Source organism: Microbacterium esteraromaticum (assembly GCF_028747645.1).
GTDB lineage: Bacteria > Actinomycetota > Actinomycetes > Actinomycetales > Microbacteriaceae > Microbacterium > Microbacterium esteraromaticum_C.
Genome location: NZ_CP118100.1, coordinates 2,869,361 through 2,883,130, shown reverse-complemented (window position 1 = coordinate 2,883,130; position 13,770 = coordinate 2,869,361). Strand labels below are relative to the sequence as shown.

General features: G+C 68.2%; 12 protein-coding genes. 6 read left to right on the top strand and 6 right to left on the bottom strand.

All coding sequences use genetic code 11. The features are described 5' to 3' along the window. Nucleotides 1–6 precede the first annotated feature (6 nt). The 4 genes from PTQ19_RS13865 to PTQ19_RS13850 all read left to right on the top strand — a co-directional run bounded on the left by PTQ19_RS13865 (nt 7) and on the right by PTQ19_RS13850 (nt 4,703). Entirely contained in the window at nt 7–876 is an 870-nt protein-coding gene (locus tag PTQ19_RS13865; protein WP_274367757.1) for a sugar phosphate isomerase/epimerase family protein, read from the top strand. Between the two features lie 159 nt (nt 877–1,035). Beyond that, entirely contained in the window at nt 1,036–2,541 is a 1,506-nt protein-coding gene (locus tag PTQ19_RS13860) for a sugar ABC transporter ATP-binding protein (RefSeq protein ID WP_206551091.1), read from the top strand. Beyond that, nucleotides 2,538–3,569, top strand: coding sequence for an ABC transporter permease (locus tag PTQ19_RS13855; RefSeq protein WP_206551092.1), 1,032 nt, complete (start codon nt 2,538–2,540; stop codon nt 3,567–3,569). The genes PTQ19_RS13860 and PTQ19_RS13855 overlap by 4 nt, the downstream gene beginning before the upstream one ends. A 138-nt stretch (nt 3,570–3,707) precedes the next feature. After that, nucleotides 3,708–4,703 (top strand): ABC transporter substrate-binding protein, encoded by a 996-nt coding sequence (locus PTQ19_RS13850; protein ID WP_274367756.1) that lies wholly within the window; start codon nt 3,708–3,710, stop codon nt 4,701–4,703. 65 nt (nt 4,704–4,768) lie between these two features. Here PTQ19_RS13850 and PTQ19_RS13845 read toward each other — a convergent pair whose 3' ends face one another. From PTQ19_RS13845 to xylB, 4 genes are read right to left on the bottom strand one after another with little or no spacing between them, the layout of a single operon-like run. Beyond that, complete coding sequence (locus tag PTQ19_RS13845) at nt 4,769–5,725, bottom strand: phosphotriesterase family protein (RefSeq protein ID WP_274367755.1); 957 nt, start codon at nt 5,723–5,725, stop codon at nt 4,769–4,771. Beyond that, a complete protein-coding gene (locus PTQ19_RS13840) occupies nt 5,725–6,678 on the bottom strand; it encodes a shikimate dehydrogenase family protein (RefSeq protein WP_274367754.1) in 954 nt (317 codons plus the stop codon). Before PTQ19_RS13840 ends, PTQ19_RS13845 begins: the two co-directional genes overlap by 1 nt. 9 nt (nt 6,679–6,687) lie before the next feature. After that, nucleotides 6,688–7,638: a phosphoglycerate dehydrogenase gene (locus tag PTQ19_RS13835; RefSeq protein WP_274367753.1), complete on the bottom strand. Its 951-nt coding sequence runs from the start codon at nt 7,636–7,638 to the stop codon at nt 6,688–6,690. After that, nucleotides 7,638–9,167, bottom strand: a complete 1,530-nt coding sequence (gene xylB, locus PTQ19_RS13830) for a xylulokinase (protein WP_274367752.1) — start codon at nt 9,165–9,167, stop codon at nt 7,638–7,640. Before xylB ends, PTQ19_RS13835 begins: the two co-directional genes overlap by 1 nt. An 89-nt stretch (nt 9,168–9,256) precedes the next feature. Here xylB and PTQ19_RS13825 point away from each other — a divergent pair, with 89 nt between their 5' ends. Next, entirely contained in the window at nt 9,257–9,862 is a 606-nt protein-coding gene (locus tag PTQ19_RS13825) for a glucose-6-phosphate isomerase family protein (protein WP_274367751.1), read from the top strand. Nucleotides 9,863–9,940: 78 nt separating this feature from the next. After that, nucleotides 9,941–11,338: a sulfatase family protein gene (locus PTQ19_RS13820; RefSeq protein WP_274367750.1), complete on the top strand. Its 1,398-nt coding sequence runs from the start codon at nt 9,941–9,943 to the stop codon at nt 11,336–11,338. Nucleotides 11,339–11,357: 19 nt separating this feature from the next. Here the strand turns inward: PTQ19_RS13820 and PTQ19_RS13815 are convergent, their stop codons facing one another. Then, the gene (locus PTQ19_RS13815; protein ID WP_274367749.1) at nt 11,358–12,773 is read right to left on the bottom strand and encodes a sulfatase-like hydrolase/transferase; all 1,416 of its coding nucleotides are present in this window, start codon (nt 12,771–12,773) and stop codon (nt 11,358–11,360) included. Further along, nucleotides 12,770–13,762 carry a Gfo/Idh/MocA family protein gene (locus PTQ19_RS13810; protein WP_274367748.1) on the bottom strand — a complete coding sequence of 331 codons (993 nt, stop codon included), beginning with the start codon at nt 13,760–13,762 and terminating at the stop codon, nt 12,770–12,772. The genes PTQ19_RS13815 and PTQ19_RS13810 overlap by 4 nt, the downstream gene beginning before the upstream one ends. Nucleotides 13,763–13,770: the final 8 nt, after the last annotated feature.

Genomic DNA, 13,770 nt, shown 5'->3' with positions numbered 1-13,770 from the left:
GCTGTGATGAACATCGGATGCCATGGACTGGTGTGGACGGGCACGTTCGACGCCGCCGGGATCGAACGGGCGGTGCGCAAGACCGCCGAGGCGGGTTTCGACCTGATCGAGTTCCCCCTGATGGACCCGTTCGCCTTCGACGTCGGTGCCGCGCGGCGCGCGCTCGACGAGCACGGCCTGGCTGTGAGCGCCTCACTGGGGTTGTCGGATGCGACCGATGTCACCAGCGACGACCCCGCGGTGGTCGCGGCGGGCGAAGCGCTGCTGATGCGGGCGGTCGATGTGCTGGCCGATCTGGGCGGGACACATTTCTGCGGAGTGATCTACTCGGCGATGAAGAAGTACATGCTTCCTGTTTCGGAGGCCGGTGTCGCACGCAGTCAGCGGTCGATCGCACGCGTCGTCGATCATGCGGCGTCGCGGGGCGTGCAGGTGTCGCTCGAGGTGGTCAACCGCTACGAGACCAATGTGCTCAACACCGCGAGGCAGGCGGTCGAGTACGTGGGACAGGTCGATCGGCCGGGGCTCGGCATTCACCTCGACACGTACCACATGAACATCGAGGAGTCGGATATGACCGCTCCTGTGCTGGATGCCGCCGAGCTGTTGCGCTACGTGCACATCGGTGAGAGTCACCGCGGGTACCTGGGTACCGGCACGGTCGACTTCGATGCGTTCTTCAAAGCACTCGGCCGTATCGGCTACGACGGCCCGATCGTGTTCGAGTCGTTCTCGTCGGCGGTGGTCGCCGAGGACCTCAGCCGGATGCTCGGAATCTGGCGGAATCTCTGGACCGATAGTGACGAGCTGGGGGCGCACGCCAACCGGTTCATCCGCGACAAGCTCGTCGCCGTGGAGTCGATCGCGTTGCACTGATGCCCTGTAATCAACTTGTTATTACAGGTCTGGCGCAACCGCGAATTCTTAGATACATTTAGATACAACTTGCATCGGAACCGCGAGAAGCGCACAATTGACCCGATGTTTGAAATGGATTCCAAGAGGGGTCCGCAACCTCCGAGGGAGTAGGGCAACATGACCGAACCCATCCTCCGCATGGCCGGGATCAGCAAAGGGTTCCCCGGTGTGCAGGCGCTTCAGGATGTGAACCTCGAGGTGCGGTCGGGCGAGGTGCTCGTTCTCGTCGGAGAGAACGGCGCCGGCAAGTCGACCCTGATGAAGATCCTCTCGGGCATCTACACCCGCGATGAGGGCACCATCCACTTCGAAGGGCAGCCGGTCGAGCTGACCAGCCCGCTGCAGGCCCAGCAACTGGGGATCACGATCATCCACCAGGAACTGAACATGATGCCCGACCTCACGGTCGCCCAGAACATCTACATCGGCCGCGAGCCCAAGACCGGTCCGTTCCTTTCGGAGCGTGCGCTGAACAAGCAGACCGACGAGCTGCTGGCACGTCTGGGCATCCGCCTGGACGCACGACAGAAGGTGGGCGAGCTGACCGTCGCCGAGCAGCAGATGGTCGAGATCGCCAAGGCGCTGTCGTTCAACGCCAAGGTGCTGATCATGGACGAGCCCACGTCGGCGCTGACCGATACCGAGGTCGAGACCCTGTTCGTGCTGATCGAGCAGCTCAAGCAGCGCGGCACGGGCATCGTCTACATCTCGCACCGCATGGACGAGCTGCGTCGTCTCGCCGATCGGGTCAGCGTGCTGCGCGACGGCGCGTACATCGGCTCGCTCGAGAAATCCGAGATCAGCATCCCGCGCATCATCGAGATGATGGTCGGCCGCGCGATCGACGAGGGCACCCGCCCCGAGGCGCGTGAACACCTCGACGACCCGGTGGTGCTCGACGTGCAGGGGCTGTCGACCAAAGCCCTGCTGAAGGACGTGTCGTTCCAACTGCACCGGGGCGAGATCCTCGGCTTCGCGGGACTCATGGGTGCTGGTCGCACCGAGACGGCCCGTGCCGTGATCGGTGCCGACCGAAAGGACGCAGGCACCGTCAGTGTCGCCGGCAAGGTCGCCCGCATCCGCCAGCCCGAGGACGCCGTCAAGCGCGGCATCGGCTACCTCTCGGAGGACCGCAAGCTGCTCGGGCTGATGCTCGACCAGGACGTCACGTTCAACACGGTGCTCGCCTCGCTCGACTCCTACGCCAATGCGATCGGCTGGATGGGCGACCGCAAGGCGAAGAACCAGACCAAGGAGTACGTGCAGCAGCTGCGCGTGAAGACGCCCTCGGTCAACCAGATCGTCAAGCTGCTCTCGGGCGGCAACCAACAGAAGGTCGTCATCGCCCGCTGGCTGATGCGCGACTGCGACATCCTCATCTTCGACGAGCCCACCCGAGGGATCGACGTCGGTGCCAAAGAGGAGATCTACCGTCTGATGCAGCAGCTCGCGGCATCGGGCAAGTCCATCATCGTCATCTCGTCGGAGCTGCCCGAGATCCTGCGCGTCGCGAACCGCATCGCCGTGTTCGCCAACGGCAGGATCACCGGAACGCTCCGCAATGAGGAAGCAAGCCAGGAGAAGATCATGCAGCTCGCCGCCCACGGGGAGGAAGAACAATGAGCACGCCCCAGCAGCCCGGATCGACGACGACCGTCGTTCAGCAGGCCGTGACAGAGAACACCGACAAGCGCGACATCGCCGGAGCGCTGAAGCGACAGCTGCAGCAGTCGCTGGCGTTCGGCACGCTGATCGTGCTGGTGATCTTCTTCTCCATCGCCAGCCCCGCCTTCTTCACCGTCAGCAACCTCACCACGGTGCTGCTGTCGACCGCGGTGATCGCGATCCTCGCACTCGGCACCACCTTCGTCATCATCACCGGCGGCATCGACCTGTCGCTGGGAACCGGCATGGCGCTCTCGGCCGTGATGACGGGTGTGTTCATCACGAACTGGGGCATGCCGATCTGGGTCGGCGTGCTCGGCGGAATCGCCACCGGCGTGCTGATGGGGCTCGTCAACGGTGTGAACATCACCATCCTGCGACTGCCCCCGTTCATCGCCACGCTGGCGATGATGATGATCGCCGGTGGCCTGGCGCTGGTGATCTCGAACGTGCGACCCATCTACTTCTCGACGTCGGCGCCCGAGTTCAAGCGCATCGCGCTGGGAACGCTGATCCCCGGCATCCCGAACGCCGTGCTGATCACGCTGGTGCTCGCGGTCGTCGCGGCGCTCGTGCTGTCGAAGACGCTGCTCGGCCGCTACACCTTCGCGATCGGCTCGAATGAAGAGGCCACGCGGCTCTCGGGTGTGAACACCCGCCGCTGGACGATCTTCGTCTACATGTTCGCGGGTGCGTTCGTCGGCGTGGCTGGTGTCGTCATCGCCTCGCGACTGGACTCCGCCCAGCCCCAGATCGGCATGGGCTACGAACTGCAGGCCATCGCGGCCGTGATCATCGGCGGCACCTCGCTGCTGGGAGGGCGCGGATCGATCGTCGGCACCGTGATCGGTGCGCTGATCATGAGCGTGCTCGTCAACGGCCTGCGGATCATGTCGATCCAGACCGAATGGCAGAACGTCGTGGTCGGCGTGGTCGTGCTGCTGGCGGTGTTCTTCGACTCGCTGCGCAACCGACAGCGCACCTGATGATTCGGGTGGCGGCGATACCCGTGCCTGTCACCACCCGATCGGCTCCGGCCGAACCCGCGGAGCGATCCGCACGGCACAGCACCAGATGTCCACACCGCCGACCTCGGTCGGCACACAGAGAACAATGGAGTTTCCATGCGATTTGGTAAGAAGACCGCGTTCGCGGCGATCGTCGCAGCCTCCGCTATCGCCCTCGCCGGCTGCGGTGGTGGCGATGTGGTCAGCGAGAGCCCCGCGGGCGAGTCCGGCAACGACGGCGAGATGTACATCGCCCTCGTCTCGAAGGGCTTCCAGCACCAGTTCTGGCAGGCCGTCAAGACGGGAGCCGAGCAGAAGGCCGAGGAGCTCGGCGTGCGCGTCACGTTCGAGGGCCCCGCTGCCGAGACCGAGATCGCTCAGCAGCTCGACATGCTGACCACCGCGATCAACAACAACCCCGACGCCATCGGCTACGCGGCACTCGACCCCGAGGCGTGCGTCGCCCCGCTCGAGCAGGCGAAGTCGAAGGACATCCCGGTTGTCTACTTCGACGCCCCCTGCAACGGTGACGTCGGGCTCAGCCTGGCCGCCACTGACGGCAAGGCCGCCGGTGCACTGGCAGCCGAGCACATGGCCGAGCTGATCGGCGGCGAGGGCGAAGTCGCCATCGTCGGCCACTCGCAGATCAACTCGACCGGTGTCGAGCGTCGTGACGGCTTCGTCGAGAAGATCGAGGCCGACTACCCCGACATCACGATCGTCGACATCCAGTACGGCGATGGTGACCACCTGAAGTCGGCCGACATCGCCAAGAGCATGATCGCCGCACACCCCGACCTCAAGGGCATCTACGGCACCAACGAGGGCTCGGCCATCGGTGTGGTGAACGCGGTCAAGGAGCTCGGGCTGGCCAAGGGTGAGTTGACGATCATCGGCTTCGACTCGGGTGCCGCTCAGGTCAACGCGATTAAGGACGGCACGATGGCCGGTGCCATCACCCAGGACCCGATCGGCATCGGTGCCCGCACCGTCGAGTCGGCCGTGGCCGCGGCCAACGGCGAGACGCTCGATGAGTTCTACGACACCGGCTCGTACTGGTACGACGCCGACAACATCGACGACCCGAAGATCGCGGCAGTCCTCTACGAGTGATCTGACACGACAGAGAAGGCCCCCTCGCGTGAGCGAGGGGGCCTTCTGCTGTCGTGCGGTGCCTGTTAGCGCAGAGTCAGCAGACGTGCCGGATTGGTCGTGAGCAACGCGTCGACAGCCGCGTCGCCAACAGCGCTGCGCAGGCGCGGCAGGTACCGTTCGCCGAGATAGGCGAGTCCGGGCATGCCACCGTAGGCGATGTAGCGCGTGGCGCGTGCCACATCGCCGCCCAGGACGATGCGATCGCCCCCGCCGCCCGCGATCACCGTGTCTGTCAGCGTCAGCAGCTCGGCATCCGAGCGCGTGCGCGGGCGGGCGTAGCCGTCGTAGCCGAGGTAGGCGCCGCGCTCGGTGAGCGAGAGATGCAGACCGGCATCGGGGTCGCGGTCGGCGTGGGCCAGCACGACGCGGTCGGATGCCACACCCTCGTCCGCCAGCAGATCGAGCACCTCGTGTGCGGCGGTGCAGAACTCCAGATGCACCATGATGGGCGCGCCGGTCGCGCGGTGCGCCTCGGCGATGGCCATCAGCGTGGTGCGCTCGAACGCGCTGATCCGCCAGTAGTCCGCGCCGCCCTTGAGCATGCCGGCGCGCACTGACGCGCCGGTCGGTGACAGCGCGCGCGGACCGCGCGGATCGGCGTCGGTCGCGGGCATCCCCTCGCGCACATCGGCGATGAACAGGGCGGCCAGCTGTGCGGCATCCGCTTTGCGCGTCGGATGATCCGGCGCGTAGTGGGCCTCTCGATGCCGCCCGGTCGTGGCGATCACGCCGAGTCCGGTGGCGGTGCTGATCCGCGCCAAACCCGCGGGGTCGCGCCCGAGTCCGAACGGCGTGGCATCGACCATGGTCTCGAACCCACTGGCTCGCAGCAGAGCGGCCTCGGCGCTCGAAGACTGCTCGTCATCGAGCTCGTCCCCCGGCAGCAGGGGCGAGACCTGAAAGAGGTGCTCGTGGTAGTTCACCCTGCCCAGCGCCGCCGGTTCGGCGTCACCGAGGACGGTGCGCACCACGGCGGTCATCAGCGCACCGACTCCGCTGCCGCCGCGAGCCGGTCGACCGTGTCGGGGGTCAGCTCGATCTCGAAGACGTCGGCGACGACCTGCGACCAGCCGTGGATGAAGTAGCGCCAGCCGTCGACCACCTGCAGCGCCCGGCGGTCGCGTTGGGCGGCGGCCTGGTGCAGGAACTCCAGCGAACCGCGGTAGTTGAACTCCCACGCCCACGCTCGTTCGGGGAAGACCACGGCATCGGTGAGAGGGGAACCGGGGCGGTCCTTGCCGAGGCCGGTCGCATTCGCGATCACCGAACCGGGAGGGGCCGCCTCGACGAGGGCGTCGGCGTCGGTCGCGTGCGGAGTGACCACGTACCGGATCAGGTCATCCGGGGTGCCGTGCTGGCGGTGCACCTCGCGCAGATGGTCGAGCTTGTCCTGCGTGCGCGCGGTGACGGTGATGCGTGCGGGCGCGTCCGCGCGCTCGGACAGCGCCCAGCTGAGCGCCGTGCCGGAGCCGCCCGCGCCCAGGATGATCACCTCGGCACCGGTGCGGGCGAAATGATCGGCGGGCAGGAAGTCGTTCAGCGCGAGGTCGACCGTGAGGGGGTCTTTCGCGCGTCCGATCAGCTTCGCCCCGCGCTTGGAGATGCTCGAGATCTCGGAGCACGAGACGGCGAACGGATCGAGCTCGTCGAACAGATCGGATGCCGCCGCGAACACGTTCATCTTGTGTGTTGTGACCAGGGCGCCGCGGTGGTGCTCGTCGTCGCGGATGCGCTCGACCATCTCGCGGTAGACGCCGGGGGCGGCATCCATCGGCAGATCATGCCCGACAAGGGTGCGCGTCGGCAGGCCGAGGATGTCGGCCCACAGTGGGAACACCTTCATGATCGACGACGAGCCGGTGGTGACGCCGACGAAGCCCATGTAGTCATCAGAGGGAGCCACGTGGTCATCGGAGAGAGGGAGGGTGGTCATCGGCTGCTCCTAGCGGGTGACGGGGTGGGCGGGGGCATCGCCGCGCAGCACGGCGATGACGTCGTCGAGCGACATGCGTCCCATGTTGTCGACGGCCTGGGTGGTCTGCGCCGCCAGATGCGGTGTGACGATCACGCGGTCGGCGAGGTCGGGGGCCAGCAGCGGGCTGGCGCCGCCCGCGGTGTCGCCATCGAGCGTGTCGGCTGCGTACCCGGCGATGACGCCCTCGTGCAGCGCGGCGGCGACGGCCTGTTCGTCGATCAGGTCGGGACGCGCGGTGTTCACCAGCACGGTGCCGCGGCGCAGGAGCGCCAACCGGGCCGCATCGACCAGTCGTTGACCTCCTGGCGCGTGCAACGTGATCAGGTCCGCTTCGCGGAACAGGTCGTCGAGAGTGGCGGGCTCCGCGCCCGCCTCGCGGATCGCCTCGGCCGGGACGTAGGGGTCGGATGCCAGCATCCGAGCGCCGAAGCCGCGCAGTCGCGCGGCGACGCCCTGGCCGATGCGGCCGAAGCCGACGATGCCGACGGTCGCCGCCCCCAGCTCGCGCCCGCGGCGGACGCTCCAGTCGCCTGCGCGTACGCGGCGGTCGCCGTCCGGGATCGTGCGCAGCGCCGCGAGCATGAGCCCGACGGCGTGATCGGCGACGGCGTTCGCGTTCGCGCCGGGGGTGTTGGTGACGGGGATGCCGCGCGCCGCAGCCGCGACCAGATCGACCGACTCGTATCCCACGCCGTAGCGCGCGATGATCTTCAGTCGCGGGGCCGCGGCCAGGTGCTCGGCGGTCACCGGGCCGGTGCCGGCGATCCAGGCGTCGCTGCCGTGCAGCAACGGCCGCAGGTCGTCGAGGGCGTGGTGCGCCGGACCGTGCATGATGCGGTGCCCGGCGGACGCGGCCCGCTCGACGAGGTCGAGGTCGCCATCCGAGAACGACCGGCTGGTCACGAGGATCACAGCCATCAGTGGGCTCCGCCCTCGGCCAGCATGTCGGCGTTCTGAACATGCGGTGCGGCCGCGAACCAGGGCGCCAGTGCCTCGTACGCGGCGGTGAAGCGGGCGTGGCGTCGTGCGTAGGCGGCGTGCCGGGCGGCATCCGGAACGAACTCGGCCGTGACCTCGCTCAGCGCCCGCGCGGCCGAGAAATCGGCCAGGCCCAGTCCGACCGCGGCGGTCACCGCGGCGCCCAGGCTGTTGGCCTCTTCGACGATCGTGCGCCGGCGTACCGGAATGCCCCAGACATCCGCGAGCACCGACAGGTAGGCGTCGCTCTGGGCCCCGCCGCCGACGGCGTCGATGCGATCGATCACGGCGCCCGAGGCGCGGAACGCCTGGATGCAGGTGAGCAGGTTGAACGCGGTGCCCTCCAGCACCGCGCGGACGAGGTGCGCACGGGTGTGGTGCCGGCCGATGCCCACGAAGGCTCCGCGTGCGTGCGGATCCCAGATCGGGGCGCGCTCGCCCAGCAGGTAGGGCAGAAAATAGAGGTCCTCAGTGTCGATGCCGTCGGCGGCTTCGGCAGTCAGCCGACCCGTCTCAGGTTTCGCGGGATCGAGCGAGAGCGCCTCGGCGATCCACTGCACCGATGCGCCGCCGGCCTGCATGGTCGCCGTCGGCACGAACAGGCCGGGAGCGACGTTGTCGAAGGTGAAGGTGCGCATCGCGGGGTCGAGCAGCGGCGCCTCGGTGACGAACGAGATCCACGAGCTCGTGCCCAGACACACGTAGGCGCCGTCTTCGGGTGAGACGATGCCCGAGCCGACCGCTGCCATCGGCCCGTCGCCGCCGCCCATGACCACCCGCACGCCGGTGTGCAGGCCGAGCTGCTCGGCGGCGTCGGCGGTGAGTGCGCCGACCACGGCGGTGGAGTCGAGGATCTCGGGAAACAGCGCCGGGTCCAGTTTGGCCGCCGTCAGCACCTCGTCCGACCAGGTGCCGCGCTGCTGATCGTAGGCGTTGGTGCCCGAGGCGTCAGAGCGGTCGGTGGCGAGACGCCCGGTCAGGCGCAGCACGATGAAGTCCTTCGCGACGCACGTGCGACGCACGCGTGCCCAGACATCGGGCTCGTTGTCGCGCACCCACATGATCTTCGAGACCGAATAGGTGGGGTTCAGGCGGTGCCCGAGCAGTCGATAGGCGTGCTCGGCCCCCAGCGCGGCCTCGAGCTCGCGCTGCTGGGCACCCGATCGGGTGTCGGCCCAGATGATGGCGGGCCGCACGGGCTCTCCCGCCGAGTCCAGCAGGACTGCGCCCATCATCTGTCCGCTGACGACCAGGCCGGCGATCTCTGCGGGCGCGGTGCCGGTGCGGGCGAGCAGCTCTCGGGTCGCCGTGACCGTCGCATCCCACCAGTCCTGCGGGTTCTGTTCGGCGACGCCGCCGGCGGCGAAGTGCGCGGGATAGGGGACGGTGACCGAGGCCACCAGTCGGCCGTCGTCGTGGTGCAGCGATGCCTTGTCGCCGGTCGTGCCGAGGTCGTGCGCGATGATCACAGTTCGTCCTGTCTCACTGGCAGAGGTGCGGTTTGGGTTTCGAGGTACGAGGGAGTATACCTGTAATTACAAGTTACCAGGAGGTCCCCGTGAGCACTCACACCGTCGTCGATTTCCCCGTCCCGCTGCAGATCTCACCCGCGGGCGGCATCGAAGGGCGCTCCCGTCGGTACGAGAAGTTCTTGGGCGATATGTCGGGTGTCTACCGCGACGAGGCCGCCTGGCGGGCCGCGGTCGAGGAGCGGGGCGACTCCGAGCTCGTCTACTGGGTCGACGATCACAAGTATCAGGACGGGCCGGGTGCGCTCATCGTCGGCACCAGCACTCTGCTGCCAGGACGCATCGGCGAGGAGTTCGCCGTGACCCGTGGTCATCTGCACGCCATCGCCAACCGCGCCGAGCTGTACTACTGCCTCAGCGGTCGCGGGGTCATGCTGCTCGAGACTGTCGACGGGCAGTCCGAAGCGGTCGAGCTCACCCCGGGCAAAGCGGTGAACGTGCCCGGACACTGGATCCACCGCAGTGTGAACACCGGCGACGAGCCGTTCGTCACCCTGTTCTGCTACGCAGCGGACGCCGGCCAGGACTACGCCCTGATCGCCGATGCCGGCGGTATGAAGAACCTCGTCGTGGCTGATGGTGAAGGATGGCGACTCGCACCCAACCCCGACCACACCGGGTACCGACGCGGCTGATCCGACGCACCGCGGCGGTGCGTGTTGATTCCTCTTGTCGGCACGGAGTTGACTGGAGCGGACACCCTAGGAGGCCCCTTGCCGAATCGCCCGAACATCCTCGTCATCATGGCCGACCAGTTCCGCGCGGCATCGCTCGGGATGCTGGGTGAAGACCCCGTGCACACGCCGAATCTCGACAGGCTCGCCGCGGAGGGGTGCCTGGTGCGGCAGGCGGTGAGCAACTATCCGGTCTGCAGTCCGCACCGCGCGATGTTCCTCACCGGCATGCGGCCGGTCGACAACGGCGTCACCCTGAACGTCAACTCCGAGACCGCGCAGGACGGCATCGGTCTGCGCAGCGGGCTCGACACGTGGGCCGGCGTGCTGCGTCGGCACGGATGGCGCACCGGCTACATCGGCAAATGGCATCTCGAACCGCCCGTTGATGAGGATGCGAAGTTCGGTGAGGGGCGCCGCAGCGACGGGAAGGTGTGGGACGCCTGGTCGCCGCCCGATCGCCGGTTCGGGTTCGACTTCTGGTACTCGTACGGCGCCGCCGACCGTCACCTCACCCCGCACTACTGGACGACCCGTGCCGGGCGCCACGAGCGCGTCGATATCGATCAGTGGTCGGCCGAGCACGAGACCGATGTCGCGATCCGCTTTCTGCAGCAGGCCGGTGACGAGCCGTTCGCGCTGATGCTGTCGCTCAATCCGCCGCATCCGCCGTTCGAACTGGTACCCGATCGCTATCGAACGCGTTACGCAGAGCTCGACGACGCGACCCTGTTGCCCCGCCCGAACGTCCGCCTCGGCACCGAGACCGCGCACAAGGCGGCCGGCATCGCCCGCGATTACTACGCGGCCGTGACCGGCGTCGATGAGCAGATCGGACGCCTGCACGCCGCCGTGCAGGCGTGCTCGGGCGACCGTCCCACGGTGATCGTCTTCACCTCGGACCACGGAATGCAGATGGGCAGCCACGAGCTGCTGTACAAGAACGTCGCCTACGAGGAGTCGATGCGGCTGCCGTTCATCGTCCATTCGCCGCAGCTCGTCCCCGCAGGCGAATCACAGGTCGTCATCGACTCGATGGACGTCGCTCCGACGATCCTCGGCCTCGTCGGGTTCGCGCTCGGTGGGGATGCCGTCGCGGGGCGCGACCGTTCCGGAGCGCTGCGCGGAGAGCCGGGCGGAGCCGGCGATGACACGGCGATGTACTACCGCTACGCCTCTCGCAGCGATCCGACCAGCGTGCGTGGCCTGCGAACGCCTCAAGCGAAGATCGTCGCCACGTGGGACCCGAAGGGTGGGCTCTCCGTCGAGGTGTTCGATCTCGACGACGACCCGTTCGAGCTCAGCAGCCGTCCGCAGACGCCCCTGGCGGCGACGATGGCGCGGATGCTGCACGAGGCCCTCACGGCCGCCGGCGACGACTGGGCCGGCGCGCACGCGCTGGCAGACACCTATCGCCTCGCGCCCATGAACGCCTGAGCGTCCGGTGCGGTGCGTGTCAGACGGCCCCGTCCCACCCCGGAGCGGAGAACGCGCCGAGGGGATCCGTGCCCAGGGCACGGTGCTGACCGGCGCCGACCACCGGCAGTGCCCGGCCATCGGCATCCGATCGTGAGAACCGCACGAACCAGTCGTGCAGCATCCCGCGAAGCCGCTCCTGATCATCGCGATACGCGGCATCGTCGATGAGGTTGCGCGACTCCCGAGGGTCGGAGGCGAGGTCGTAGAACTCGTGCGGTCCGTACGGATGGCGGTGCACGTACTTTCGATCGGCCGTGCGGATCATGCGCGCGGGCCCGTACTCACTGTGTACGACGACCGGGCGCTCGGGGCGGGCGGGAGCTTCGCCGCGCAGCAGCCCCGCGAAGCTGCGTCCCGGCCCCTGCTCGAACTCGTGCGAGGGAAGGCCGAGCAGCTCCAGCAGGGTCGCGGGCAGATCGTAGGCGCTGAGCAGGTCGTCGTGCACGACGCCGACCGGGAGCATGCCCGGGGCCGAGACGATGAAGGGCACCATGACCGACTCGTCGTACATGTTCATCGGGAACGTGCCGTTCCCCTTGCCCCAGAACCCGTGATGACCGCAGCTGAAGCCGTTGTCGCTCAGGAACACGACGATCGTCTCCTGCTCGATGCCGTGCGCGCGCAGCCGATCCAGTACCCGCCCGATCGCGGCATCCATCGCCGTCACGGCCGCGAAGTAGCCGATCAGTGCCTCACGCGTATCGGACTCGCCGCCGATCGGGGCGCCGTCCAGTGTTTGCAGCCAGGGGTGCGGGCTCTCTTGCGGACAACTCTCGAACGCGCAGTCGCGGTACAGGTCGGTGAACCGCTCGGGGTGCTGCCCGGCGAACGGCTTGTGCGGCGCGGTGAAGTTCAGCGCGAGGAAGAACGGATTCGGATGCTGCTGCTCGGCGTCGATGAAGGCGATCGCGTCGTCGGCGATGACATCGGTCAGGTACTCACCGACGTGTTCGGCGACACCGTCGCGATACATGACGGCGTCGCGGTAGGCGCTCCCGCCCCCCTCCAGGGCGTACCAGTGCACGAACCCCGCACGCGGCGCGTCGCTGGCTCCAAGGTGCCACTTTCCCGACAGCCCGAGTCGGTAGCCGGCATCAGCCAGCGCGTCGGTCAGTGTGGGCACCCCCTGCAGGTAGTCCTGGCTTTCGGTGCCGACATGCGCGCCGTCGAGATAGTCGTGCACCCCGTGCGCTGAGGGTATGCGGCCGGTCAGCAGGCTCGCCCGTGCCGGTGAGCACACCGGCGACGCGCAGAAGAAGCGGTCGAGTCGGATGCCGCGGGCGGCGAGGTCGTCGAGAACGGGGGTGCGGATCTCGGGGTTCCCTGCCGCGCCGAGCGCCCAGGGACCCTGGTCGTCGCTGACGATGAGGATCAGGTTCGGGAGGTTCGTCACGCGGGCACCCCGGCAGGCAGGAGCGACAGCGCCCTGCCCTCATCCGCCGAACGGTACGCCGTGAGCACGAGCTCGACCACGTGACGCGCGTGCTCGTGCGCGACGGTCGGCTCGGCCCCGGCGATGACCGCTGCGAAGTCGGCCAGCTGTGCGGTGAACGCGCGCTGGATGTCGTCGGCGTGATGCTCGTGCACGACCCGCGACCGCCCGTCGGCGTGCACCGTCGTGCCCACCCGCGGGTCGATCTCGATCACACCGCGGTCGCACACGATCGTCAACAGGTCACCGCGCGTACCGGGGTCACTCACCACGGCGATGCTCACCCCCACGCCGTTGTCGAGCCGCAGCAGCATCGCACCGTCGGTCTCGACGGCGGCGCCGAACCGGTGCACGGTCGTGGCGAGCACCTCGACCGCGCGGCCCCCGCCGAACCACAGGGAACGGTCAAGGCAATGCCCGCCGATGTTCATCAGGGCACCCCCGCCGGCGATCTCGGGGGAGAAGAACCACTCCGATCGCGATCCCGGACGGTAGTCGGTGCTGCGGTTGTCGCGGATCATCCGCACCGCCCCGAGCTCACCGGTCGCCAGCACGCGCTGCGCGGCGACCTTCTCGGGCATGTAGTGCTGGATGTGGCCGATGGTGAGCCCGACACCCGCCTGTCGGCACAGCTCGGCGAGTCGGTCGCAGTCCTGCAGGGTGGTCGCCATCGGCTTCTCCACCATCACATGAGCGCCGGCGGCCGCGGCATCCGCGCCGATCGGCAGGTGCGTGGCGTGTGGGGTGTTCACGATCACGGCATCGACGACCCCGGCGGCGAGCATCCGCCGGTGGTCGGTGAACACCGCCGCGCCGGATCCGGATGCCGCGCGGGCCGCGGCATCCGCATCGATGTCGCAGACGGCGGTGAGCTCGAGTCCGTCGTTCTCGGCCGCCGCCGTGATGTGGAACGGCGCGACAGCGCCCGCCCCGATCAATCCGATGCGCACGTGATCTC

Bases quoted from the DNA above. Each gene is read 5' to 3' on its own strand.
- PTQ19_RS13865 (WP_274367757.1), top strand. From the start codon at position 7: ATGAACATCGGATGCCATGGACTGGTGTGGACGGGCACGTTCGACGCC.
- PTQ19_RS13860 (WP_206551091.1), top strand. From the start codon at position 1,036: ATGACCGAACCCATCCTCCGCATGGCCGGGATCAGCAAAGGGTTCCCC.
- PTQ19_RS13855 (WP_206551092.1), top strand. From the start codon at position 2,538: ATGAGCACGCCCCAGCAGCCCGGATCGACGACGACCGTCGTTCAGCAG.
- PTQ19_RS13850 (WP_274367756.1), top strand. From the start codon at position 3,708: ATGCGATTTGGTAAGAAGACCGCGTTCGCGGCGATCGTCGCAGCCTCC.
- PTQ19_RS13845 (WP_274367755.1), bottom strand. From the start codon at position 5,725: ATGACCGCCGTGGTGCGCACCGTCCTCGGTGACGCCGAACCGGCGGCG.
- PTQ19_RS13840 (WP_274367754.1), bottom strand. From the start codon at position 6,678: ATGACCACCCTCCCTCTCTCCGATGACCACGTGGCTCCCTCTGATGAC.
- PTQ19_RS13835 (WP_274367753.1), bottom strand. From the start codon at position 7,638: ATGGCTGTGATCCTCGTGACCAGCCGGTCGTTCTCGGATGGCGACCTC.